This window comes from Sorangium sp. So ce693, from assembly GCF_051521375.1.
In the GTDB taxonomy this organism is placed as follows: domain Bacteria; phylum Myxococcota_A; class Polyangia; order Polyangiales; family Polyangiaceae; genus Sorangium; species Sorangium atrum.
The window spans coordinates 5,729,431-5,753,396 of record NZ_CP150347.1; the positions used below are offsets into that span (position 1 = coordinate 5,729,431).

At 71.0% G+C, this 23,966-nt stretch carries 21 protein-coding genes; 8 read left to right on the forward strand and 13 right to left on the reverse strand.

Annotated features, from left to right (window positions below; genetic code table 11):
- Positions 1 to 30 precede the first annotated feature (30 nt).
- From fxsT to WMF14_RS21475, 3 genes are all read right to left on the reverse strand, one after another.
- Positions 31 to 2,901, reverse strand: a complete 2,871-nt coding sequence (gene fxsT, locus WMF14_RS21465) for an FxSxx-COOH system tetratricopeptide repeat protein (protein ID WP_437803373.1) — start codon at positions 2,899 to 2,901, stop codon at positions 31 to 33.
- A 147-nt stretch (positions 2,902 to 3,048) separates the two neighbouring features.
- The gene (locus WMF14_RS21470; protein WP_437803374.1) at positions 3,049 to 4,125 is read right to left on the reverse strand and encodes an ATP/GTP-binding protein; all 1,077 of its coding nucleotides are present in this window, start codon (positions 4,123 to 4,125) and stop codon (positions 3,049 to 3,051) included.
- A gap of 26 nt (positions 4,126 to 4,151) precedes the next feature.
- A complete protein-coding gene (locus WMF14_RS21475) occupies positions 4,152 to 5,651 on the reverse strand; it encodes an SIR2 family protein (protein WP_272099581.1) in 1,500 nt (499 codons plus the stop codon).
- A gap of 241 nt (positions 5,652 to 5,892) precedes the next feature.
- Here WMF14_RS21475 and WMF14_RS21480 point away from each other — a divergent pair, with 241 nt between their 5' ends.
- Both WMF14_RS21480 and WMF14_RS21485 read left to right on the forward strand, forming a co-directional pair.
- Positions 5,893 to 6,858, forward strand: coding sequence for a formylglycine-generating enzyme family protein (locus tag WMF14_RS21480; protein ID WP_437803375.1), 966 nt, complete (start codon positions 5,893 to 5,895; stop codon positions 6,856 to 6,858).
- Between the two features lie 105 nt (positions 6,859 to 6,963).
- Positions 6,964 to 7,908 (forward strand): metallophosphoesterase family protein, encoded by a 945-nt coding sequence (locus WMF14_RS21485; protein WP_272099585.1) that lies wholly within the window; start codon positions 6,964 to 6,966, stop codon positions 7,906 to 7,908.
- 206 nt (positions 7,909 to 8,114) lie between these two features.
- On the opposite strand, the gene WMF14_RS21490 is transcribed toward WMF14_RS21485, so the two are convergent.
- On the reverse strand, positions 8,115 to 8,321 hold the full coding sequence (locus WMF14_RS21490; RefSeq protein WP_012236438.1) for a cold-shock protein: 207 nt from the start codon (positions 8,319 to 8,321) through the stop codon (positions 8,115 to 8,117).
- Positions 8,322 to 9,304: 983 nt separating this feature from the next.
- Here WMF14_RS21490 and WMF14_RS21495 point away from each other — a divergent pair.
- Together WMF14_RS21495 and def are read left to right on the forward strand one after the other, a co-directional pair.
- Complete coding sequence (locus WMF14_RS21495; RefSeq protein WP_437803376.1) at positions 9,305 to 11,428, forward strand: ATPase, T2SS/T4P/T4SS family; 2,124 nt, start codon at positions 9,305 to 9,307, stop codon at positions 11,426 to 11,428.
- A gap of 115 nt (positions 11,429 to 11,543) precedes the next feature.
- Positions 11,544 to 12,056 (forward strand): peptide deformylase, encoded by a 513-nt coding sequence (def, locus tag WMF14_RS21500; protein WP_272099591.1) that lies wholly within the window; start codon positions 11,544 to 11,546, stop codon positions 12,054 to 12,056.
- 20 nt (positions 12,057 to 12,076) lie between these two features.
- On the opposite strand, the gene ribD is transcribed toward def, so the two are convergent.
- From ribD to WMF14_RS21545, 9 genes are all read right to left on the reverse strand, one after another.
- Positions 12,077 to 13,222 (reverse strand): bifunctional diaminohydroxyphosphoribosylaminopyrimidine deaminase/5-amino-6-(5-phosphoribosylamino)uracil reductase RibD, encoded by a 1,146-nt coding sequence (ribD, locus tag WMF14_RS21505; protein ID WP_437803377.1) that lies wholly within the window; start codon positions 13,220 to 13,222, stop codon positions 12,077 to 12,079.
- A gap of 16 nt (positions 13,223 to 13,238) precedes the next feature.
- Positions 13,239 to 13,700: a transcriptional regulator NrdR gene (nrdR, locus tag WMF14_RS21510; protein ID WP_012236442.1), complete on the reverse strand. Its 462-nt coding sequence runs from the start codon at positions 13,698 to 13,700 to the stop codon at positions 13,239 to 13,241.
- Positions 13,701 to 13,724: 24 nt separating this feature from the next.
- The gene (gene fabF, locus WMF14_RS21515; protein ID WP_272099595.1) at positions 13,725 to 14,969 is read right to left on the reverse strand and encodes a beta-ketoacyl-ACP synthase II; all 1,245 of its coding nucleotides are present in this window, start codon (positions 14,967 to 14,969) and stop codon (positions 13,725 to 13,727) included.
- Between the two features lie 127 nt (positions 14,970 to 15,096).
- Positions 15,097 to 15,351 carry an acyl carrier protein gene (gene acpP, locus WMF14_RS21520; protein ID WP_012236444.1) on the reverse strand — a complete coding sequence of 85 codons (255 nt, stop codon included), beginning with the start codon at positions 15,349 to 15,351 and terminating at the stop codon, positions 15,097 to 15,099.
- A 146-nt stretch (positions 15,352 to 15,497) separates the two neighbouring features.
- A complete protein-coding gene (locus WMF14_RS21525) occupies positions 15,498 to 16,244 on the reverse strand; it encodes a 3-oxoacyl-ACP reductase family protein (protein ID WP_272099596.1) in 747 nt (248 codons plus the stop codon).
- Between the two features lie 6 nt (positions 16,245 to 16,250).
- Positions 16,251 to 17,192 (reverse strand): ACP S-malonyltransferase, encoded by a 942-nt coding sequence (gene fabD, locus WMF14_RS21530; protein WP_437803378.1) that lies wholly within the window; start codon positions 17,190 to 17,192, stop codon positions 16,251 to 16,253.
- Positions 17,193 to 17,353: 161 nt separating this feature from the next.
- Entirely contained in the window at positions 17,354 to 18,349 is a 996-nt protein-coding gene (locus WMF14_RS21535; protein ID WP_437803379.1) for a beta-ketoacyl-ACP synthase III, read from the reverse strand.
- 88 nt (positions 18,350 to 18,437) lie between these two features.
- The gene (rpmF, locus tag WMF14_RS21540) at positions 18,438 to 18,632 is read right to left on the reverse strand and encodes a 50S ribosomal protein L32 (RefSeq protein ID WP_012236448.1); all 195 of its coding nucleotides are present in this window, start codon (positions 18,630 to 18,632) and stop codon (positions 18,438 to 18,440) included.
- A 4-nt stretch (positions 18,633 to 18,636) separates the two neighbouring features.
- Entirely contained in the window at positions 18,637 to 19,380 is a 744-nt protein-coding gene (locus tag WMF14_RS21545; protein ID WP_437803380.1) for a YceD family protein, read from the reverse strand.
- A gap of 106 nt (positions 19,381 to 19,486) precedes the next feature.
- Here WMF14_RS21545 and WMF14_RS21550 point away from each other — a divergent pair, with 106 nt between their 5' ends.
- The 4 genes from WMF14_RS21550 to nadE all read left to right on the forward strand — a co-directional run bounded on the left by WMF14_RS21550 (position 19,487) and on the right by nadE (position 23,715).
- Positions 19,487 to 20,830: a hypothetical protein gene (locus WMF14_RS21550; RefSeq protein ID WP_437803381.1), complete on the forward strand. Its 1,344-nt coding sequence runs from the start codon at positions 19,487 to 19,489 to the stop codon at positions 20,828 to 20,830.
- 165 nt (positions 20,831 to 20,995) lie between these two features.
- On the forward strand, positions 20,996 to 21,559 hold the full coding sequence (gene pyrR / locus WMF14_RS21555; protein WP_272099607.1) for a bifunctional pyr operon transcriptional regulator/uracil phosphoribosyltransferase PyrR: 564 nt from the start codon (positions 20,996 to 20,998) through the stop codon (positions 21,557 to 21,559).
- Positions 21,560 to 21,567: 8 nt separating this feature from the next.
- The gene (locus WMF14_RS21560) at positions 21,568 to 22,533 is read left to right on the forward strand and encodes an aspartate carbamoyltransferase catalytic subunit (RefSeq protein WP_437330507.1); all 966 of its coding nucleotides are present in this window, start codon (positions 21,568 to 21,570) and stop codon (positions 22,531 to 22,533) included.
- Positions 22,534 to 22,740: 207 nt separating this feature from the next.
- Positions 22,741 to 23,715: an NAD(+) synthase gene (gene nadE / locus WMF14_RS21565; protein ID WP_272099610.1), complete on the forward strand. Its 975-nt coding sequence runs from the start codon at positions 22,741 to 22,743 to the stop codon at positions 23,713 to 23,715.
- Positions 23,716 to 23,966: the final 251 nt, after the last annotated feature.

Consider the following 23,966-nt stretch of genomic DNA (forward strand, 5'->3'; position numbering starts at 1 on the left):
CGTCGCCCCGGCGTCCTCCTTGCGCGGCGCTCAGGTGGCCCCGGCGCTGCTCCCGAGGGCGTCGCCGAGGCGCGCAAGGTTCCGCGAGAAGATCTGCACGGACGGGTGCGACGGCCCGAGCGCCTTCGTGGCGATCGCCACGGCGCGCTCGATCTGCTGCCACGCTCCCGACAGATCGCCGAGCGCCTGCAAGACGCGCCCGAGGTTGTTCACGATGCTCGCCACGACCGGGTGATCCGGGCCGTACGTGGCTTGCGCGATGCCGAGCGCGCGCTCCAGCTGCTCGCGCGCCCCGGGCAGCTCACCGAGCGCTTGCAGCACGCTGCCCAGGTTGTTGCAGCCGATCGCCACCGCCGGGTGGTCCGGGCCGTACGTCGCCTCGGCGATCTTCAGCACGCGCGCGAAGTTCGCGCGCGCGCCCTCGAGATCGCCGAGGTCGCGCAGCACGCTGCCGAGGTTGTTGATGTCCCGCGCCACGTCCGGGTGGTCCGGCCCGTAGGTGTCCTCGACGATCGCGAGCGCGCGCTCGAAGTCGGCGCGCGCGCCGGCCAGGTCGCCGAGATCGCGCAGCACGCGCCCGCGGTTGTTCAGCGCGAGCGCGAAGCGCGGGTGGTAGAGGCCGTAGCTGTGCTCGTCGATCTTGAGGGCCTCCTCGAACTGATCGCGCGCTCCCTTGAGGTCGCCGAGATCGTGGAGCAGCCGACCGAGGTTCGTGCGCCCGATCGCGACCGTCGGGTGATCCGGACCGTAGGCGCGGATGTCGATCGCGAGCGCCCGCTCGAGGTGCACGCGCGCGCCCGCGAAGTCGCCGAGGTCGCGGAAGAGCGCGCCCAGGTTGTTGAGCCGTATCGCGACGCTCGGATCGTCGGGGCCGTACGTCGCCTCGTCGATGGCGAGGGCGCGCTCCAGGTGCTTGCGGGCGCCCGGCAGATCGCCCTGATCCATGAGCACGCTGCCGAGGTCGTTCACGTCGCGCGCGACGTCCGGGTGATCGGGGCCGAAGCTCGCGATGTCGATCGCCAGCGCGCGCTCCAGGTGCGCCCGCGCGCCGCCGAGATCGCCGAGGTCGTGGAGGACGCTGCCGAGGCTGCGCAGCACGGCCGCGACCTTCGGATCGTCGTGGCCGAACACCGCCTCGTGGAGCGCGAGCGCCCGCTCCAGGTACCCCTTCGACTCCGCGAACGCGGCGCGCCCCTGCAGGTAGACGGCGAACCGAGCGAGGAGCCGCCCGCGCACCTCCCTCGCGACGTCGTGCGCTTCGGCCTGGCTCGCCGCGGCGAGCGCGTGCGGCAGCCATCGGGCGCAGAAGGGCCACGTCTCCACCTCGTCGCTGCTCTCGGGGAACGCGTGGTCGACGAGCCGGACCGCCGCCTCGGCCCACACCTTCCGGTCCTCGGGCGAGAGGCGATCGCGGACCACCGCCTGGACGAGGCGGTGCACGGAGAGCGCGCCTTCGTGCACGTCGATGAACGAGTAGCGGCGGAGCGCGGCGACCGCCTCGTCGAGCATCAGCGGATCGCTCAGCGCCTCCGCCAGCGCCGCCGGCAGGTGCGGCGCGGCGTCGGCGAGGCCCTCGCGCGGGATGTCATCGGGCGCCAGGTACGCGCACAGGCTCAAGAGGTCGACCGCGACGGGCGAGAAGCGCTGCGCCTCCTGGAACGCGAGGCCCCAGGTCGTGGCGATCGGCGTCGGGTAGTCCATCGGCATGCCGCGGAGCAGGAGCCCGCGCTGGTGATCGCCGAAGGCGGCGTGGTAGGTCGCGATCGACGATCCCGTCTCCTTGATGGTCGCCGCCGCCTGCACCAGCGCGAGGGGGAGATCCCCGAGCGTCTCGGCGAGCTTCTCCGCGGCGCGCGCGTCGCTCTGCCCTGTCCGATCGAGCAGGAACTTCACCGAGTCGGCGCGGTCGAGCGCCGGAACGGTGAGCGGGGTGGCGATGCCGCGGAAGCTCGGGTTGCGCGAGGTGATGAGGATGTGCCCGGTGCGCGGGTGCGGCAGGTACGGGGCGACGTCCTGCGGATCGTTCACGTTGTCGAAGATGAGGAGCCACTTGTCGTTGCGCGACAGCCACGACCGGGCCGCCTCGATCGCGATCCGGTGATCGGCCTCGTTCTGCTCTGGCAGGTCGAGGGCCGCGGCGAGGCGCGCGAAGTCCTCGGCCGCCATGGCCGGCTCCTCGGCGCGGATCCACCAGACGACGTTGTACTGGCTCGCGTACCGGTGCGCGTACTCGGCGACGAGCTGCGTCTTGCCGACGCCGCCGAGGCCGCTGATCGACTGCGTGAGCGCCGCGGGCCCCCCCGTCGTGAGCGTGCTCCGCAGCTCGCTCAGGAGCTGGTCGCGCCCGGTGAAGCCTGGGTTGCGCGGCGGCAGCTTCTTGATGTGTGGCTCCGCGTCGGGCGAGCTCGACGGCCTTCGAGCGGCAGGCCGCTGCGTCGGCGGCTCCGTCTCGCGGACGGCGCTCCGGATCCCCTTCGCGATCTCCGTGAACGCCTCGCTCTGGTTGGGGTAGCTCGTCACGGGCCGCGCGCGGCTCGGCAGCGGCTGCAGCGCACCGAGCAGCGTCTTCTCCCAGGCGCAGGGCCGCAGGATCACGGGGATGACCCGGCACTCGCCGGCCTCGTGGCGAGCGATCGCCTCCCGCATCTCCGCAGAGAGCCACGCGTCGGTGGAGAGGAAATCCGCGCTCACGAGCAGCAGCACGACCCGGGCCTCGCGCAGCCTCGCCGCGGTCGCCTCTCGCCGCTCCCTCCCTCCGCCGAGCGCGAAGCCCTGGTAATTCCGGATGACCCCCTGCCGTTTCAGCGCGTCGAGGTGGGTCTCGATCCTGGGCCGCAGGTCCTCGTCCCTCGGAGAGTAGGAGAAGAACACATCGGCGGGGCTCGTCGCCAAGGCAACCATAGTTCCTCTCGCGGGCCTTAAAGTCTCACGACGGACCTGACGCGCAACGAGAATACGCGGTCGGAAAAGACCCAGGAAGAGACGGTAGTTGACGCTGTCGGCGGATACATGCGGGTCGAACCTCCATCGTCTCGTGGGGGGCTTGCCTTACCCCGACTCCGGCTCCGTCCTACCTTCGCGCTCCTCTTCCGTGCTCGGGGAGATCCGGCCGGAAGCCTGAACGATGCGGCGCGCCGCTTCCATCCATCGCCGCCGATCGTCCCGCCGCAGCTGGTTGCGGACGACGATCTTCACGAGGCGGTGAACGCTGAGGGCGTGCGGCCGCACCTCGATCAGCGAGTGCAGCCGCAGCATCGCGATGGCGTCGTCGAGCGCGAGCGGATCGTACTCGCCGAGCGACCGCCGAGGGATCGCGTCCATCGGCAGGAACGAGCACAAGCTGAGGAGCTCTGCCGCTGCCTGGTGGCTGAACACGGCCGCGAGCGCGCTCTCCCAGGCGGTCGCGACCGTCACCGGGAAGCTGGCGGGGCGCTCCAGGAGCGCGGCCGGCCGCTGGCGGAACAGCGCGAGGTACTCCGCGAGCGGGCGTCCGGTCTCCTCGATGTACGCGCCGGCCTGCGCCAGGGCGAGCGGCAGATCGCCGAGCTCCTCTGCGAGCGCGTCGGCCGACTCCGCGTCGGTCTCGCCCGTGCGCTGGAGCAGGAAGCGCACCGACTCGGCGCGCTCGATACCGCGGACGGTCACCGTCGTGAGGCCGCGCCAGATAGGGTTCTGCGACGTCGTGAGCACGCGGCCGCCGTGGGAGACGCTCGGGATATAGGGCTCGACCTCGCTCGGGTCGCGCACGCCATCGAAGAGGAGGAGCCAGCGCCCGCGACGCCCGAGCTTGGCGCGCACCGCGGCGACGGCGCGAGCGGGATCCAGCTGCTCGTGCTCGGGCAGCCTCATCTCCGCGGCGAGCGTGACGAAGGAGGCGTCCATCGTCGCCTGGCTCTGGCCGTCGATCAGGAAGACGGTGTCGTAGGCGCCGGCGTTGCGGTACGCATGCTCGATCGCGAGCTTGGTCTTGCCGGTGCCGCCGAGCCCGCAGAGCGGCGCCACGCCCCGCCTGGCGAGCGCGGCGCCGATCTCGGCGAGCAGATCGTCGCGCGCGGCCAGGTTCCGGCTGGTCGACGCGGGAACGCCCCAGATCCCGGGCGGCGGTGGCACCTCTGAATGGCTCACCGGCTGGGTGCCGGCGCTCGGTGAGCTCAGGAGGGGTTTTGGGTGAGCTGCTCGACCTGCTTTCGGATGCCCTTTGCGATGTCGGTGAACGCCTCGCTCTGGTTGACCCAGCTCGTCACCGGGCGCCCGCCCCGCGGCAAGCTGGCCAGCCTGCCGAAGGGCGCGCCCTCCCAGTCGCAGGCGTCGAGGATGACGGGGATGACGCGCGCCTCACCCCGATCGTGGCGCTCGATCGCCTTCTGCATCTCGACGTCGTAGCAGAAGTCCGACGCGAGGAAGTCCGCGCTGATGAGCAGGAGGATGACCTTCGCGGTCTCGAGGTGCTCGGCGAGCGCCGCGTCGCGCTCCTCGCCAGCGCCGATCTCGCCGTCGTGCCAGCCGCGGATGACGCCCTTGCGCTTGAGGATGGCGAGGTGCGTCTCGAGCTTGTCGCGCAGCTCGCGGTTGCTCTCCGAGTACGAGAAGAACACCTCGATCGGGCTCGCCGGGGGCTCGGAGACGCGCTCGCGCCGCGACCCTTCGAGCGCCCCCGTCATCGTGACCGTGTCGTCGTACGCGGCCGAGTCGGGCGGGAGGTCGTACGGTGCGCCGAGCGGCGACGAGGAGGGCGGGAGCTCGAGATCGGGGATCGGGGGCGGAAGGATCGAGCGGCCGCGCGACGTGACCGCGCGCGGCCGGGGCGCGCACGTGCGATCGAGGAGCGCGAGCACCCGGTCGTGGCTGCCGTCGGGGGTGTCGTAAGGCAGGAGCAGGAACCCCATGTCCGCGAGCGTCTTGCGGCGGAGCGGCGTCAGGCTCGCGCCCGGGGCGATGACGAAGCGGGGCGGCGGCGAGGCGCCCGAGAGCGCGTGGATGTCCGCCAGCATCTCGTCGAAGTTGCCGTCGGCGCGCCCGAAGCCGATGAAGAGCACGGGGCACCTCGAGAGCACGGTCGTGAGCGACTTGCGCACGTCGGGCGGCGCGATCGACGCGAGGAAGCGCTCGCGCGCGAACACCCAGCTGTGCGGCTCCTTCAGCGTGCCGTGCAGCTTGAGGATGAACCGCCGCCGCCACGCGACCTCGTCGGTGACGCGCCACAGGGTGTCCCACTCGAAGCCGAAGGCGCGCTCGAGCAGGTGGTTCAGGTTCGTGGTGAGCACGGCGCGCAGCTTGTCTCGCAGCGCGGCGATCGCGATCGCGATCCGCGGCGGCTCGAGCCCCTCGTCGTCGAGCGCATCCTCGACGAACGCGTTGAACTCCGCTGGGCCGAGCGCTTGCTCCGCCGCGCCCAGCGCCTCGCTGTAGCGCTGCGATCGCGCGAGCGCCGCGACCTCGGCGATCGCGACCTCGTCGCTGGCCTGCTCGCGCACCCTCTCGACGAGCAGGTCGACGAGCTGACGCCACGTCGGCAGCCCGGCCGCGGCCGAGATGCCTCCCCCCACGAAGAGCACGAGCTCTCCGCTCTCGAGCGCCTCATGCAGCGCCTCGATCACCGCGGCGTCGACCTCCGCGCTCACCGTGTTCGCGTTGTCCATAAGGGTTGACATCGAGCCCCTCGAGTCTATCGCTCCTCGGCGCCCAGCGCACTTTTGCGGCGCGTCGCGCGGCGAGCGCCGTGCGTGACGCGCGGCGAAGGTGCGGCGCAAAAGTGCGTCGCGTGACGCAGGGTCGACCGCCCGACCAGGCGGCCCGCTGTGTTCGTGACGTCCCAGACGACCGACCGCCCCCTCGAGCGGAGTCGGAAGAGCTGAAACAGTCCGCGAGGCTGGAGCATGCTACGTCTCCGACATGCGCCCGGCGGCCCTCTTCACGCTGGCCACGGTGGCCTCGCTCGTCGCCTTCTCCCTGGCCGGCGCGGCCGCTCCACCACCCCGCGCGCGGCGCGCCCCGCGCCTCCCGGCGCGCCCGGAGGCCGCGCTCTCGGCGGGCGCCGAGGGCCAGCGCGCGCGCTCGCCCGCGAGCGTCGTCGCGCTGCGCGCGCCCGGCCCGCCCGCCGTCCTCGTGCGCGCAGGGAGCTTCATGATGGGATCGAGCGAGGTCGAGATCGCGCACGCGGTGACGCTCTGCAAGCTCGAGCCGGCCGGTGAGCTGTGCGTCGACGAGACCGAGGCGAGCTTCGCGAATGAGCTCGTGCCCCACGAGGTGTACCTGTCGGATTTCTGGATCGATCGAACCGAGGTGACCGTCGCGAGCTACCGCCGGTGCGTCTCGGCCGGCGTCTGCGCCGAACCTCCGTACGCCTCCGGCGGGCAGCGGTTCGATCGGCCCGGGTATCCGGTGGTGCTCGTCTCGTGGAGCGACGCGCAGCGCTACTGCGGCTGGGCCGGCGGTCGCCTGCCGACCGAGGCCGAATGGGAGCGGGCTGCGCGCGGCGCGGCCGGGCGCCGCTACCCGTGGGGCCATGTCTACAACCCTTTCCACGCGAACCACGGGAGGCTGTCGTTCGACGAGCTCGACGACGGCGACGGCTTCCTCGAGCTCGCGCCCGTCGGCTCGCTCGTGGCCGGCCGCACCCCCGACGGCATCGACGACCTCGCCGGCAACGTCGAGGAGTGGGTCGCTGATTACTACCATCCCGAGTATCCAAGCGGCAGCGCGAAGAACCCGCGTGGGCCCGACATGGGGGAGGAGCGCGTGCTGCGGGGCGGCAGCTACATCCTGGGCCGGCCCTGGCTGCGCGGCGCCGCGCGGGGGCACGACTCACCGACCAGCCGCCGCGCGTGGCGCGGCTTCCGCTGCGCCCGCGACGCCTGAGCCCTGGCGGACGACGCTCGATCCCAGGAGCGCGGCGGTGGGCCGCCACGCGGGCCGAGGCGCGCGGCGGTTGGCCGCCGCGCCGGAAGAGCCCATACTGCGCCCGTGAGGATCGCGCATCTCTCCGACCTGCACCTCCTCTCCCTCGAGGGGGCCATCCCGTTCCGGCTCCTGAACAAGCGTCTCACGGGCTACCTCAACCTCCGCTTCCGGCGCCACGCCATCCACAAGCCGCACGCGGTGCAAGCAGCGGCGCGGGAGATACGGCGGCTCGGCGTGGACCACGTCGTCATCACCGGCGACGTCTCGAACCTCGCGCTCGAGCGAGAGTTCGTCCTGGTCCGCAACTTCTTGCAGAGCGATCTCGGTCTTCCTCCCGAGCGGGTGAGCATCGTCCCGGGGAACCACGACGCGTACACGAAGGGCGCGCACCGCTCGCAGCGCTTCTCTCGGTACTTCGCGCCGTACCTGCGCTCCGACCTCGTCCTCGACGCGCCTGGGAAGAGCGACGACGGCGGGGCCGGCCGCGATGACGCAGGCTCGGCGTTCCCCTTCGTGCACCTGCGCGGGCCGGTCGCGATCATCGGCCTCTCGACCGCCTGGCCGCGTCCCCCGCTGGTGGCATCGGGGCGGCTCGGGCCGGTCCAGCTGCGCGCGCTCGAGCGGGTGCTAGCGCACCCGGAGGTGCGACGGCGAACGCCGGTCGTGCTCCAGCACCACCCCTTCCACAACCCGGCGAGCCGGGCGAAGACCTTGCTGGAAGGCCTGGGCGACGCCGCAGCCGAGGGGCGGTTGCTGCGGCAGGTTCGCCGCGGCTTGCTGCTGCACGGGCACCTGCACCGGCGCATTCACCGCAAGCTGCACACCGAGCGGGGTCACATCGACGCCGTGGGCGCAACCAGCGCTTCGCTCCTTCACGACAGCGATGAACGGATGGCCGGGTTCAATGTCTACGAGATCGACGACGCGGGGACGATCGGGGGCATCACGTCGCACCGCTTCGTCCCGGGTCAAGACGCGTTCCGCGAGGTCCCGGTCCCCGAGCGATGAGCCCGCCGCGCGCTCGGCCGTCCGCCGAGCGCTCCCCTTCGAATCGACGCTCCGCCGAGCGCCCCACCGGAGCCGCGCGCAATCCATCCGCTACACGCAGGACCCTCCAAGCGGGCGCGCGATGTTCGGGGCTCGGCGATGCCGTGACTCGAGCGCAGCGGGGGCGCTGCGCGGGCAATCCGGTGGGGCTCTGGTCAGGAGGAAAGTCAGGCGGTGGCGCGGATCACGTTGACCGCCTGCAGACCTTTGGGACCTTCTTTGATCTCAAATTCAACGGTCTCGTCTTCGAAAAGACGGCGGCGCCCCTCCCCGTTGATCTGCGAATAGTGAACGAAGACGTCGGGGCCAGTCTCTTGCTTGATGAAGCCCCAACCCTTCTCGTCGTTGAACCACTTAACCTTGCCAACTGCCATATTTCCTCCACTTCAGAGCTCGTCGATACCCGAGGCGCGCAGGCTGGCAGTCGGGAGGTGACCACGGGTGCGGTCCCTGATTCCGATGCGGGCTTGGCTGCATGCAGCAAACCCCCCTCGTAGACAGATCCAGCTTGCGCAGGGCGGCTGCCCAGCCGCTGGTTGATGTGCGTGCGCGGCGACTTCGACGATTCTCCCCGGTCCGAGCGGGCGCCAACGTAAACGGCTCGATGCGCCAAGGTCAAGCAGCGATGATGGTTCGGCCGGTGCTTACGCGAGGCAGTACCGCTTCACCGGCAGTCTCCGGTTGCAGCAGCCTCCGACGAGACTTTCGCGCCGTACAGCGGATCCCGACGGCAGTACACGATCACGCGTGGTGACGGCGCGCCGTGGGGTGCGAAGCAGGATTCGCGCAACCGTCAAGATTTGCGCTCTTATCGAAGAGCCTTGTCCTTCGACCCGCGCAGGGCGTCGCGTGATCCGTGAGGGCCTCGCCATGTCACGCAGCGAGCCTCGCACGTCGGGCGGCGATCTCCTGGCCTCCGCCGCGATGGGGCGCGACTTGGGGCGCGCTCCTCGTGCAGCGCGCTCGCCGAGCGCGAGCCAGGAGCCCGCCGAGCGCGAGCCAGGCGCTTGCCGAACCTTGCAAAGAACATCGATCGAGCGCCTCACCTGAGCAGGCGGCCTGCTCGGAGGGCGCCAGGCGCCGGGCGGCACAGGCTCAGCCTGTTCGACGAGGTGGTCCCGACGCACGGCTGGTCCGGAAACTCGGCGGATCGATCCCAGGACCGGCGTCGCACGCTCGACCTGCACCGCGCTGCATGCGCTCAGGGGCGCAGGCGGCTCAGTCCCCGGCTCGAGCCCGCTCGCCGCCCGGGAGCAGGAATCGAAGGCACCTCGTTGACATGTCTGTTCGAGCTTGCTCGTATGGCGTGGCGAGGGCATCGGGTCTCACCTCCGCCCTGGCCCCGCGAGGCGACGAGATGTTCTCGGTGATCATCAGCGAGAAGGGGGGCGCGGAGCGCCGCGAAACCTTCGACCGGACAGAGATCAACGTCGGCCGCGTGCAGGGCAACGACCTGATGCTGCCGAAGGGCAACGTGTCGAAGCGGCACGCTCGGCTGCTCTTCCGCGACGGGCGCTTCATCGTCACCGATCTCAAGAGCACGAACGGCACGTACGTCAACGGCCGGAAGATCGCTCAGGCGACGATCGTCCGCGAAGGCGACAAGATCTACATCGGCGACTTCGTGCTGCGGATCGAGACGGCGGCGGCCGGGACGGCCCCTCCGGACAGCACGGCGCCTCCGCGCGCGCCGGAAGAGATGTCCGGAGAGCCGGGACCTCTGCCCGATCGCGGGCCGCCGCCGTCCGCCGAGAAGGGGCTGCACCGGTCGGCGCCGCTGCCGCTGATCAACGAGAGGGGCGAGCCGTCGCGCACCAGCCAGGGCGTGATCAGCCACTTCCCCCTCGAGAACGATCCGGACGAGTCGGTCGACGCGGCCGGGGCCATCCCCGTCCCCGGTCCGCCGCGCATCCCCTCGCCTCGCCCGCCCCTCTCGCCGAGCGGCGCGTCCGTCCCGCCGCTGCCTGCGCACCCGGCGGCGACCAACGCCCCGCCGGCGCGCGACGGCCGCGCCGTCAACGCCGCCATCCCGCCCCCACAGGCGCCGCGCCCGTACGCGACAGCGACCCCGCTGCCGGCGCAGAGCGCAACGAGCACCGCCGCGGTGTCGCCGCAGGGCGCCTCGAACGTCGCCGTCCACCCCAGCGTGGTCCCCATCCCGAGCCGACGAGCCATCCCGCCCGTCTCGGATCGGGTCGACCGGGGACAGGGGGACTCGGCGCAAGCCGTGGCGCACCGCCGGGCGCTCGGGCGCCTCATGGAGCGGCTCGCCGACGTGGTCGACCTCGCGGCGCTCGACAGCGGCGCCCCGCCGGACAGCGCGCTCACCCCGCGCATCACGCAGGCGATCGCCGCGGGCGCGGAGGCGCTGCGCGCGGCGGGCGAGCTCCCCCCCGAGGTCGACGTCGAGGCGCTCCTGGCCGACGCGCAGCGGGAGCTCTTCACGCTCGGTCCGCTCGATCGCTTGCTCGAAGACGCCGAGGTGAGCGAGATCCAGGTGTTCCGCTACGACCACGTGATCGCGATGCACGGGCGCCGGCGCGTCATCGCGGAGGTCGGGTTCAGCAGCGAGCGCGCGGTCGGCCGGGCCATCCGCCGGCTCTGCATGACGGCCGGCCAGCCGATCGAGGCGGGCGCGAGCTTCATCGAGCGGACCCTGCCGAAGGGGCGCCGGCTGTTCGCCGTGCTGCCGCCGGCCGCGAGCTCCACCCTGGTGATCCGTAAGCCGCAGCGCCCCGACGTCACGCTGGACGACCTGGTGCGCAACGGGACGATCTCGCGCGCGATGGCCGGGCTGCTCGCCCAGTGCGTGCTCGGTCGCGGCAACCTCCTCGTCACCGGGACGCGGGACGCCGGGACGGGCTGGCTGCTCGGCGCGCTCGCTGCCGCGGCGCCGCCCGACGACCGGTTCGTGGTGCTCCAGGAGGAGGACGAGCTGGCCCTCGATCAGCCGAACACGCTGTCCATCGCGCTCGGCGCCACGACGGACGAACGCACCCGGGCCGTGCGGGCGGCCGTGCGGATCCGGCCGGAGCGGGTCGTCGTGAGCTCGTTCTCGGGCCACGTCGCGGCCGAAATCGTGGACGCCATCGGCGGCGGCATGGACGGCGTGCTCGCGGCCTCACGGGCGCCGACGCTGCGGCAGGCAGTGACGAGGCTCCCCGCCGACATCGCCGCGACCCGCCCCGGGATCACGCCGGAGACGGCGCGCGAGTGGCTGGCCTCGTCCTTCGACCTCGCGATCGAGATCGCGCTGCTCCGCGACGGTCGCCACCGGGTGCTCCGCATCGCGGAGCTCGCGGTGGAGGGCGGGCAGATCGCCATTCGCGACGTCTTCACGTTCGTGGTCGAGCGGACGGCCGCCGGCGGCGCGCTCGAGGGGACGTTTCACCCCTCCGGGCTGGTGCCGGACATCGTGGAAGATCTTCAGTCCCGCGGGCTCAGCGTCGATACGTCGACCTCGTTCCGACGAAATCGCTAGCGGCTGGCTGTACAAACGGCGGCCGGCGCGAAGCACGCAGAGCACGCGGAACCCGCGAGATGAGAGCGTCTTGACGGGCGCCAGCTAGGAACGGAGGTTATGATGCTCAGTAGCCATGGCCATCCGCACCATCCTCCACTATCCCGACCCGCGCCTGCGCCAGAAGGCACAGCCGGTCGGGGACATCACGCCCGAAATCACGAAGCTTATCGACGACATGGCCGAGACCATGTACGCGGCGCCCGGCGTCGGCCTTGCGGCCACGCAGATCGGGGAGCCACACCGCGTCTTCCTCGTTGACATCGCCGCGGACAACGAGCCGAGCAACCTCCTCGTGTTCATCAACCCGGAGATCGTGCGCCAAGAGGGGCAGCTGACCGGCCCCGAAGGGTGCCTCTCGTTCCCTGGCATCAGCGAGGACATCAAGCGAGCCGAGCGCGTCACCGTCCGCGCCCGCGGCCGCGACGGGGCGACGTTCGAGATCGCGGCCGACGGCCTGCTCGCCGTGGCCGTCCAGCATGAGCTCGACCACCTCGACGGCGTGCTGATGATCGACCGGATGGGCACGCTCAAGAAGCGCATCGTCCAGCGGAAGATGCAGAAGCGCGGCGCAGAAGCCGCGAGCTGACCGGCCCGGGCGCCCTGCGCTCAGCTGCGCGCCGGGAAGGCGAGCGGGCCGTTGACGTACGCGTCGCGGCCGCAGAGCTCCCAGCGAGGATCGACGATCCGGGGTGCGTCGCCTGGCGTGTCCGGGCCGGCCCAGTCGACAGCGCCCGGTCGGCCGCGGGGGCCGAGCAGGATCGGGGCGACGAAGGCGTGCAGCTCGTCGGGCAGGCGCGACGCGAGCAGGCTGCCGGCGAGCTCGGCGCCTCCCTCGACCAGGATGGAGACGATCCCCTGCGAGGCGCAGAGGCGCATCGCGGCGGTCACGTCGACCCGGCCCTCCGCCGAGGTTGGCGCGCGCAGGACGACGCAGCCAGCGTCGACGAGCACCTGCTCCGCCTCCTCGGGCGCGTCGGCGCCCGTGAGCACCCAGGTCGGCACCTCCCGCGCCGTCTGGACGAGGCGCGTGTGGAGCGGCAGCCTGAGCCGCGTGTCGAAGACCAGCCGGATGGGGCTCCGCCCCCCGGGCGCGAGCGCAGGCTCGCGCAGGGTGAGCCGAGGATCGTCGGCGAGCGCCGTGCCGATCCCGATCGCCACCGCGTCGTGGCGCGAGCGGAGCTCCTGGACCTTGGCGCGCGCCTCGGGGCCGGTGACCCACTTCGAGGCGCCCGTGCGGGTCGCGATGCGACCGTCCAGCGACAGGGCGAGCTTGAGCGCGATGTGGGGGATGCCCGTCGTGATGAACTTGGTCCAGGGCGCGATCAGCGCGCGAGCCTCGGCGCCGGCCACGCCCATCTCCACGGCGAGCCCGGCGTCGCTGAGCCGCTGCGCCCCGCCGCCGACCACCGCAGGGTTCGGATCGGGCGCGCCGACAACGACGCGCTTGATGCCGGCGCTCAGCACCGCATCCACGCAGGGCGGCGTGCGCCCATCGTGGTTGCAGGGCTCCAGCGTCACGTAGAGCGTCCCGCCGCGCGCCGCGTCGCCGGCGGCCGCGAGCGCCAGCCCCTCCGCGTGCTCCTCGCCCGCGCGCGCGTGGTGCGCGACGGCGACGACCTCCCCTGCGGCGTTCAGCACCACCGCGCCGACCGGGGGGTTCGGCGACGGCATCGCCTTGTGCGCCTCCTCGATGGCGAGGCGCATCATCGCGACGTCGAGCTCGGGATCGGGGCTGGGGGGCTTCGCAGACATCGAAGTGCCGGATCTACTAGGGCGCCTTGGCCTTCACAAGCTTGCCAAGCTCGACCATGAACTGGTCAATGTCCCGAAAGGAACGATAAACACTTGCGAACCGGACATAGGCGACCTCATCGAGGGTACGCAGGTGGTTCATGACCCGTTCGCCCAGCTCGGTCGACAAGATCTCCCGCCGCTCGGACTCCTGCGCCTCGCGCTCGATCGCGTCGGCGATGGCCTCGATCTGATCGGTGGACACGGGCCGCTTGTTGCACGCGATCCGCAGCCCTCGCACGAGCTTCTGCCGGTCGAACGACTCGCGCCGACCGTCCTTCTTGACGACCGTCGGCAGGATGTCCTCGACGCGCTCGTACGTCGTGAACCGGCGCTCGCACGAGGCGCACTCGCGCCGACGCCGGATCACCTCACCCGCGCCGCCAGCGCGGGAGTCGATGACCCGGTCCTCGAGATGGCCGCAAAATGGGCACTTCATCGAGTCATCCAGCGCGGCGCGCGATCAGCCGTCGAACTGGGAGAACACGAGCGACACGTTGGTGCCACCGAACCCGAACGAATTCGACATCACATGCTTCAGGCGGCGCTCGCGAGAGGTGAACGGCACGTAGTCGAGGGTGCACTCGGGGTCGGGATCGTCCAGGTTGAGCGTCGGCGGCACGGCGCCGTGGCGCAGCGCGAGAGCGCAAACCGCCGCTTCGACCCCACCTGCGCCCCCGAGCAGGTGGCCCATCGCGGATTTCGTCGAGCTCACCCAGAGGCGCTTCGACGCCGCGTGATCGCCGAACGTCTTGAGGATCGCCCGGGTCTCCTCGATGTCCCCCTGCGGGGTCGAGGTGCCGTGAGCGTTGATGTAGTCGATCGCGTCCGGCGCGAGCTTGGCGTCGTCGAGCGCCATCTTCATCGCTCGCTGCGCCCCGGCGCCGTCGGGCGCCGGCTTCGTGATGTGGTACGCGTCGCACGAGGCGCCGTACCCGACGACCTCTGCGTAGATCTTCGCGCCGCGCTTCTTCGCGTGGGAGAGCGACTCGAGCAGCAGCGACCCGGCGCCCTCGGAGCAGACGAAGCCGTCGCGTCCCTTGTCCCAGGGGCGGCTCGCCCGCTGCGGCTCGTCGTTGCGCCTCGAGAGGGCGAACATCGCGCAGAAGCCGCCGATGCCAAGGCCGGTGATCGTCGCCTCCGCGCCGCCCGTGAGCATGATGTGCGAGCGACCTCGGCGGATCCACTCGAACGCCTCTCCGAGCGAGTGCGCGCTCGACGAGCACGCGCTCGTGTTGCAGTAGCTCGCGCCCCGCAGATCGAGCGACAGCGCCACCTGCCCCGCGGCGAGGTTGGCGATGACCGTCGGGATGAAGTAGGGGCTGACCTTGTGAGGCCCCTTCTCGTGCAGCGTGATCGAGTGCTGGAACAGGTACTCGAGGCCCCCGAGGCCGACACCGATGAACGTGCCGCACTGATCGCGGTCCTCGTCGGTGAGCTCGATCCCCGAGTCCTGCATGCACATCTGCGATGCGGCGACGGAGAGCTGGGCGAAGCGGCCCATCTCCTTCACCTTCTTCTTGGGGATGTACTCCTCAGGCACGAAGCCCTTCACCTCGCCGGCGAAGCGCGTGGGAAACGTGCTCGCGTCGAAGAGGGTGATGGGTGCGATACCCGACTGACCAGCCAGCAAAGATTGCCAGGTGGCCTGCGTCCCGAGGCCGTTGGGCGTAGCGAGCCCGATGCCGGTGATGACAACGCGTTCCATGGCTCTTCTTGCCCTAGCGCCACCACAGAGGTGAGAGCGCGTGCATCGGCGAAGAGCAGACCCTTCGCTGGCTCACGCGCCAACCCACCTCCATGGTGACGCCGCGTCCGGTAGGGCGGTGGGGACGCTACTTCTTGTCCTTGGCATTCCTTTCGATGTAGTCAATCGCATCCTGGACAGTCCGGATCTTCTCCGTGTCCTCGTCCGGAATGTCGATCTCGAACGCCTCCTCAAACGCGAGGACAAGCTCCACCAGGCCCAGCGAATCGGCGCCCAGATCGTCGATGAAACTCGCCTCAGGCTTGATGTCCTTCTCGTCGACGTCGAGCTGTTCCTTGATGATCCGCTTTACTTCGGCCGTGATGTCGCGACCTTCAGCCATGGTATTCCTCCCGGGAAAACGGAACCCCTAGTAGCCCATCGCCATCAGCGTTGCACCATCGAATTACCTGCGACCGCTTTTTTCGTGTGCGCCTGGTTTGCCGCTGTGCGTGACGCCTGGCAGACGGGGTCCTCAAGCCAGCGCTCTCACACGTACATTCCGCCGTTGACGCGCAGCGTCTCGCCCGTCACGTAGCTCGCCTCGTCGGAGCATAGGAATGCGATCGCCGCGGCGACCTCCTCCGCTCGGCCCGTGCGCCCGAGCGGGACCATCTTCGTCAGCCCCTCTTTCATCTCCGGGGTGATCGTCGTCGTCATGTCGGTGTCGATGAACCCGGGCGCCACGGCGTTGACCGTGATGCCGCGCCCCGCGTACTCGCGGGCGAGCGACTTCGTCACGCCGAGCAGGGCCGCCTTCGTCGCCGCATAGGCCGCCTGGCCCACGTTGCCCATCTCCGCCACAACGCTGGAGAGGAACACGATGCGGCCCGTGCGCGCGCGCATCATGACCTTGGTCGCGGCGCGCGCGGACGCGATCGAGCCCTTCACGTTCACGGCGAAGAGGCGATCGAGGTCTTCCTCCTTGATCCGCAGGAGCAGGCCGTCGATCGCAATCCCCGCATTCGCGACGAGGATGTCAAGCCGGCCAAGGCGCTTCGCCGCCTCGGCGATGGCGGCCTCGGTCGCCTGCAGGTTCGCGACGTCGAAGCCGAGCGCCTCGGCCTTGCCGCCGCGCGCGGTGATCGCCTCGACGACCGCGCGCGCCTCGGCTTCTCCGCGCACGTAGTTGACGATGACGTGCGCGCCCTGCGCCGCGAGGGCCTCCGACGCGGCACGCCCGATTCCTCGCGATCCACCCGTGACGATCGCAACTTTGCCCGTAAGGTCGAACATCGATGCCTATGCCTCCGAAAGGAACGCGTTCACGCGCTCAATCCCCGCCATGTCGCTCACGCTGAGCACCTTGATCTGCTTCGTGATCCGCTTCACCAACCCGGCGAGCACCTTGCCAGGGCCGATCTCGAGGGCGTGCGTCACGCCGTCCTCCGCCATGCGCTCGATCGTCCGCATCCACTGCACGGTTCCATCGATCTGGCGCAGGAGGAGCGACCGTACCCGCTCCGGATCGGCGTTCGGCGTGGCGTCGACGTTCGCGATCACGGGGAAGGCGAGCGGCATCAGGTGGGTGCGATCGAGCTCGGGGCGCAGGCGTTCGGCCGCGGGTCGCATCAGCGCGCAGTGGAAGGGGGCGCTCACCTTGAGCGGGATGGCCTTGCCGCCGCGGGCGACGGCGAGCTCACCCGCCCGCGCGACCGCGCCGGCGTGCCCGGCGATCACGATCTGCCCCGGCCCGTTGTAGTTCGCCGGGGCGACCACCTCGCCTTGCGCCGCCTCGGCGCAGATCGCGAGCACCACCTCCTGGTCGAGCGCGATGAGCGCCGCCATCGCCCCCTCGCCCGACGGCACGGCCTCCTGCATCGCGCTGCCCCGGATCCGACAGAGCCGCACCGCATCCTCGATCTCGAGCGCGCCGGCGGCGACCAGCGCGCTGTACTCGCCGAGCGAGTGGCCTGCCGCGTACAGCGGCGGCTCGAGGTTGGGCAGGTGCTCGATGAGGGCCGCGGCCACGGCGCAGCTCGTCGCGACGATGGCGGGCTGGGTGTTGCTCGTCTGCGTCAGCGCCTCCATCGGCCCCTCGAAGCAGAGCCGCGAGATCGGCTCGCCGAGCGCTGCGTCCGCTCGCGCGAACGCGCCGCGCGCGGCCGCCGAGGCCTCCGCGAGGGCCTTGCCCATCCCCACCTCTTGCGCCCCTTGCCCTGGAAACAGCCAAGCGATTTTCACGTTTGCCCTCAATTCCAAGCCAGGGAGGCGGACGCCGTCCGTCCCCCGAACCACGTCATGCGGCCGGCGCGCGCGAGACTACCTCAGGCTGGATCGCCCGGCGAGCTCGACCGCCACGCGTAGACCTCGACCCCGACGCAGGCACACGCGCATGGGCCCGTTCACATCCGGATGACGGACGCGCCCCAGGAGATACCAGCGCCGAGCGCGCAGAACAGGACGTTTTGCCCCGGCTTGATGCGCCCATCGCGGACCGCCTCGTCGAGGGCGATGGGGATCGATGCGCTCGACGTGTTGCCGTACTCCTCGATGTTGAGCACGAACCTCTCCAGGGGGAGGTTGAGCCGCGCGGCGACCTGGCTGATGATCCGCAGGTTCGCCTGATGGGCGACGACCCAGTCCAGGTCCGCGGCCGCCATGCCCGCCGTGTCGAGCGCGATCAACGACGCGCTGGACAGGTTCTTCACGGCGACCTTGAAGATGTCCTGCCCCACCATGTGGACCTTGTTGCGGCTCTGCTCGATGCCCTCGGCCGTCAGCGGCTCGGCCGTGCCGCCGCCCGGGATGACCAGCGAGTTCGCGAGGACGCCGTCGCTGAAGATCCGGGTCGAGATGATGCCCCTGCCGTCGCCCGACGCAGGCCCGAGCACGACCGCGCCCGCGCCGTCGCCGAACAGGACGCACGTCGTGCGATCCTTCCAGTTCAGGATGCGCGAGAGCAGCTCGACGCCGATCACGAGGACGTGCCGGGCCACGCCGTTCGCGATGAACTGATCGGCGATCGTGAGGCCGTAGACGAAGCCGGCGCAGGCCGCCGAGATGTCGAACGCGGGGATCTCCTGAGCGCCGAGCTTCTGCTGCACGTACACGGCGCAGGAGGGCATCGGGGTGTCGCCGCTGATCGTCCCGACGATGATCATGTCGAGATCGGCCGCCGAGAGCCCGGCGGCGTCCAGAGCAGAGCGGCCAGCCGCGGCGGCCATGTCGCTCGTGAGCTCTCCCTCGGCAGCGACATGGCGCCGACGGATCCCCGTTCGCTCGCTGATCCAGCTGTCGGAGGTGTCGACGATCTTCTCGAGATCGGTGTTGTGAAGGACTCGGGCGGGCGCGTAGCTGCCCGTCCCGAGGATGCGGCTCCTCGGCTGCGGGGAGCTCATGCGACGGCCCTTCGCGCATCCGCGCGAGCCGGCGCCGCGCCCAGGTGCGCGGGCGCAGCGTTCGCGCGCGCCGGCGCACCCGCGCCCGTCATGAGGCCGCGGTCGCCTTGGTCGCCTTCGCCTTGCGCCCGTTGTAGTGCCCGCAGGCGCCACAGGCGCGGTGCGGGAGCCGGGCTTCCCCGCAGTTCTCGCAAGAGACGAGCTGGACGGGGGTCACCTTGTCGTGGTTGGCGCGCCGCATGTCGCGCTTGCTGGGGGTGGTTTTCCTCTTGGGGACGGCCACGGAACTACTCCTTCTTGGTCTTCTTCTTCGGTGTCCCGGCCTTGGCCGGGGGGGTCGATGCAGGTTCTGCGCGCCTGTCAGAGCCGCTGGGCTTCTGTCCGAGCTTCTCTCGGAGCGCGCTGAGCGGCGCGAGCCGCGGGTCGAGGCCTGGAGCGGCCTCATCCTCCTCCGCCACCCCGCGGACGAGGGCCGAGGAGCCGCCTTCGCGGTCCTCTCGGGACGCGGCAGGACCGATACCCGGGCAAGCCTCCGAGCACAAGGGGAAGTTCGGCATCTCGAGGAGAATGGCCTCGCGGATGAACGGATCGAGCTCGACCGACTCGCCATCGTACGTGTCGACGTCGGCCTCGTCCGCTGTGAACTCGTACTCCGGCTCCTTGACCTTGCCGGCCCCCGCCTTCGCCGCGCCGTTGCGGGCGGCGTCGTCCCGCCGGTGGCCGTGGCCGTGGCCGTGCCCGTGGCCGTCCGCCTTCGGGGCAGGACGCAAGAGGAGCGAGAGCTCGGCGTCGATGTCCAGCGCAGCAGGGGCGAGGCACCGCGCGCAGGGCGTGGCGACGGGCGCCTTGACGCGGCCGCGCACGACGATCTCGTTCCCCGTCCGCGAGAGGCGGGCCGTGATGTGGCCTGGCGCGCGCCCGGTGACGTCGGCGTCAGCGAGCGTCGTGTTGATCCAGTCGAGCGGCAGCGGCAGGTCCAGCGAAATACCGGAGATGTCGATGTCGTTGGCGGAGACGGCAAACTGGGACATGGGTTCCGGTCCAGTGAAAGCGGAGCGTTTAGCGCGGGGTGCGTTGGCTCGCAAGAACGACCCGCAGCCGCCGTCACATCGGGCTGCATGGTAGCGTCGCCCGCGCATGGACCCCAGCGCCACGCCCGAGGCCAGGCCCCCGCCGCCGCCGGGCGCCGCCGATCGGCGGCCGGAACCTTCAGGGGAAGCACGGCGAGCAGGCCGCCGCGCAGCGATTGCGATCGCCCTCTATGCGCTCGTGACGCTCGTGTACGCCGCGAGCTCCTCCCGCGAGATCTTCGGCGTCCACACGCCCTACAACCACTACGCGCTGCTCGCTGAGGCGTGGCTCCACGGCCGCCTCGATCTCGGCGGACCGCCGCCGGCGCACGCGGGCGGCAACGACTTCGCCGTGTTCGGCGACCGCTACTACGTCAGCTTCCCCCCCTTCCCCGCGGTCCTCATCGCGCCGCTCGTGAAGCTCGCCGGCGGCGCCGAGCGCGTGCGCGACGGGCAGTTCTTCCTGGCGTTCGCCGGCATCGGGCCGGCTGTCCTCTTCCTCGCGCTGGAGAAGCTCTCGGCCTCGCGCCGCAGCCACCGTACGCAGGCCGAGAACGTCGCGCTCTCGCTGCTCTTCGCGCTCGGGAGCGTCTACTGGTTCAGCGCGGTGCAAGGGACGGTGTGGTTCGCCGCGCACGTCGTCGGCGTCGCGCTGGCGTGCGTCTACCTCTACTGCGCGCTCGAAGCCGCCCATCCGCTCGCGGCGGGGCTCGCCCTGGGCCTCGGCTTCGCGACCCGCACGCCGCTCGGATTCGCCCTGCCGCTGTTCCTGTTCGAGGCGCTCCGCGTGGACCGCTCGGACCCGCGCGCCCTCTTGCGCCGGCTCGCCCTGTTCGCCGCGCCGGCGGCGCTCGTGCTCTCGGCGCTGCTCTGGCACAACCACGCGCGCTTCGGCGACGCTGTCGAGTTCGGCCACCGGTACCTCCACATCGCGTGGCGCGCGCGGATCGAGAAGTGGGGGCTCTTCTCGTACCACTACCTGCCGCGCAACCTCGCGGTGGTGCTCACCGGCCTGCCGTACACCCACGTGCAGGGCGCCCCCTTCCAGATCAACGCTCACGGGCTCGCGCTCTGGGTGACCACGCCGATCTACGCGTGGGCCCTCTGGCCCCGGCGCACGCCGCCCCCGTTCTGGGCGCTCGCCGCCACGGTATCCGCGGTCGCGCTGCCGAGCCTCCTCTACCAGAACACCGGCTGGCTCCAGTTCGGCTACCGCTTCTCCAACGATTTCGCCCCGTTTCTCTTCGCCATGATCGCCGTCTCCGGCCGCCGCTTCGGCGTGCCGTTCTACGCCCTCGGGGCGGCCGCGATCGCCGTCAACGGGTTCGGCGCGCTCACGTTCCAGCGCGCGGGCTTCGAGCGGTTCTACTTCGTCGAGCGCACCCAGCGGGTGCTGCACCAGCCCGACTGAGTCGGCCCACGCCTCCGCGCCGCTGCCCCGACGCCGCGCCGAGGACGCTCCTCCTCCTCGGCACCGCCGGAGGGGGCGCGCTCCCTCGGGCGCGCGGGCGATCCAGCGGGCGGCGCACGCGGCCCTTGGGTGCAGGGCGCTCGCCGTGCTAGCCCTCGCCGCGCCATGGAAGCTCTGCTCGACCCGGCCGCCATCGGGCGCGGCCTCCGGCGCGTCGCGCTCCAGATCGCCGAGCGCGGCCGCGGCATAGACGATCTGGCGCTCATCGGGATCCGACGGGGCGGTGAGCCGCTGGCCAAGCGGCTGGCCGCGCTGCTCCTCGAGATCGAGGGGCACGCGCCGCCTGTCGGCGCCGTCGACATCACGCTCTACCGCGACGACGCCGCGACCGCCCTGCCGAACCCGCGCATCGGCCCAAGCCACATCTCCTTCCCCGTCGACGGCCGGCGCATCGTGCTGATCGACGACGTGGTCTACACCGGTCGCACCATCCGCGCGGCGCTCGACGCCGTGCTCGACTATGGGCGACCGCAGCGGATCGAGCTCGTCGCGCTCGTCGATCGCGGCGGCAGGGAATTGCCGATTCACCCCGACTACGTCGTCCGCGCGGTCGAGCTCGCCCCCGGGCAGCGCGTCGACGTCGTGGAGCGCGCGGGCGAGCTCTGGGCTCTCGTCACCGCCGCCGGCACAAAGCTCTCGGAGCCCCCCCCGCCACCGGAAGGAACGTAAGCCAGCGCATGAGGAGGATCTACCCGCACCGACACCTGCTCGGCATCGAGGGTCTCTCGCGAACCGAGATCGTGGCCCTCCTGGACGCCGCCGAGTCGCTCTTCGACGTCTCCCGGCGGAGCGTGCGCAAGGTGCCCACGCTCCGCGGCAAGACGGTCGTGAACCTCTTCTACGAGCCGTCGACGCGCACGCGGACGTCGTTCGAGCTCGCGGGCAAGCGGCTCAGCGCCGACGTCATCAACATCAGCGTCTCCACGTCGAGCGCGGTCAAGGGGGAATCGCTGCTCGACACGGTGCAGAACCTCCAGGCGATGCAGCCGGACGTGCTGGTCATCCGGCACGCCGCGTCGGGCGCGCCGCACCACGTCGCCGCGCACACGCGCGCCGCGGTCGTCAACGCGGGGGACGGCACGCACGAGCACCCGACGCAGGCGCTGCTCGACGCGTTCACGATCCGGCGCGCGAAGGGCCGACTCGAAGGGCTGGAGGTCGCCATCTGCGGCGACATCGTCCACAGCCGCGTGGCCCGCTCGAACGCGCACCTGCTCACGACGATGGGCGCGCGGGTCCGCTTCGCCGGCCCGCGCACGCTCCTTCCGGTCGCGGGGGAGTCGCTCGGCGCGACCGTCTACGACCGGATCGAGCCCGCCCTCGAGGGGGCCGACGTGGTGATGATGCTGCGCGTGCAGCGCGAGCGGCTGAGCGGCAGCTTCCTGCCCAGCACGCGCGAGTACAGCCGCACGTTCGGGCTGAACCCGGCCCGGCTCGCGCTCGCCAAGCCGGACGCGATCGTGATGCACCCGGGGCCGATGAACCGCGGCGTCGAGATCGATCCGCGCGTCGCGGACGGCGCACAGAGCGTGATCCTCGACCAGGTCGAGGCCGGCGTCGCGGTCAGGATGGCCGTGCTCTGGATCCTGGCCGCGGAGGCCAACGAGTTCTCCGCGACCGGCGAGCCACGGCCAGCGCCCTGACGACCGCCCCGGCCGCCCGAGCGGGGCGTGGCGGCGCGGCCGGGGCAGACGGACGCCCTGGCGCGTGGAACCCACGGAACCATGGATGGAAGGCGCGGCCCGCGCGCGCAGCTCCCCGCGGCATATGCCCGCTCGCAGCGAACAGGGTTCCCTGTTGCGCCCCGTTTTAATAGGCTGGTCCATCTTTTTGAAAGGGTGGAGCCAACCATGTTTTCGCGAGACGTCCTCAGGATCGATGCCCCGGCAGTAGCGCAAGAGATCGAGCAGGCCATCCGGGATCAGGTGTTCGGTACGCTGCGGCGGCGCGGGGCCGTGGTCGGGATCTCGGGCGGGATCGACAGCTCCGTCGTCTCGACGCTGTGCGTCCGCGCGCTCGGCAAGGACAAGGTGCTTGGCATCTTCATGCCCGAGCGCGACACCTCCGATGACGCGCTCCGCCTCGGCAAGCTGCTCGCCGAGGGGCTCGGCATCGAGGCGGTCATCGAGAACATCAAGCCCGCGCTGACCGGCCTCCGCTGCTACGAGCGGCAGGACGAGGCGATCCGGATGGTCTACCCGGACTACAACGAGAGCTGGAAGTTCAAGATCACGCTCCCCTCGATCCTCGAGAGCGACAGGCTGAACGTCTCGCAGCTGACGGCGCAGCCGCCCGGCGAGGAGCCGCGCGTGAAGCGGATCCCCCTGAACGCGTACCTGCAGCTCGTCGCCGCGACGAACTTCAAGCAGCGCATCCGCAAGATGATGGAGTATTACCACGCGGACAGGCTCAATTACGCCGTCGCCGGCACGCCGAACCTGCTGGAGTACGATCAGGGCTTCTTCGTCAAGCAGGGCGACGGCGCCGCGGACTTCAAGCCGATCGCGCACCTGTACAAGAGCCAGGTCTACGCGCTCGCCGAGTACATCGGCGTCCCTGCCGATATCCGCAGGCGCGCGCCGACGACGGACACGTTCTCGATGCCGCAGGGGCAGGACGAGTTCTACTTCGCGCTCCCCTACGACAAGATGGACCTCTGCCTGTACGCCTACAACAACAACGTCCCGGCCGCGGACGCGGCTGCCGCCGTCGGCATCACGCCGCAGCAGGTCGAGCGCGTGTTCAAGGACATCGAAGCGAAGCGCCGGGTAGCGCAGTACCTCCACGCGCAGCCGCTGCTCGTCCGCGATCAGGGCCACGCCTGACGATCCGCGCCATCGGACCGCGCACGCCGCTGTCAACGGGATTCTCAGCCTGATACGCCGTTCCGCGGGCGTGAAACCCGCCGGAAACAGCGCGAAACCGCGCTGACATTCACTCACGTTGACGACCATGACGGACGGGCTCGCAGCGAGATCGTCAGTCGCCAATCTCACCTAAGCGGCGTGCCCTGGCGGCGGCCTTCGGACGCGGACGGCACGACGCCGCACACGAACGAGCGCGGACGCGAGCGTGA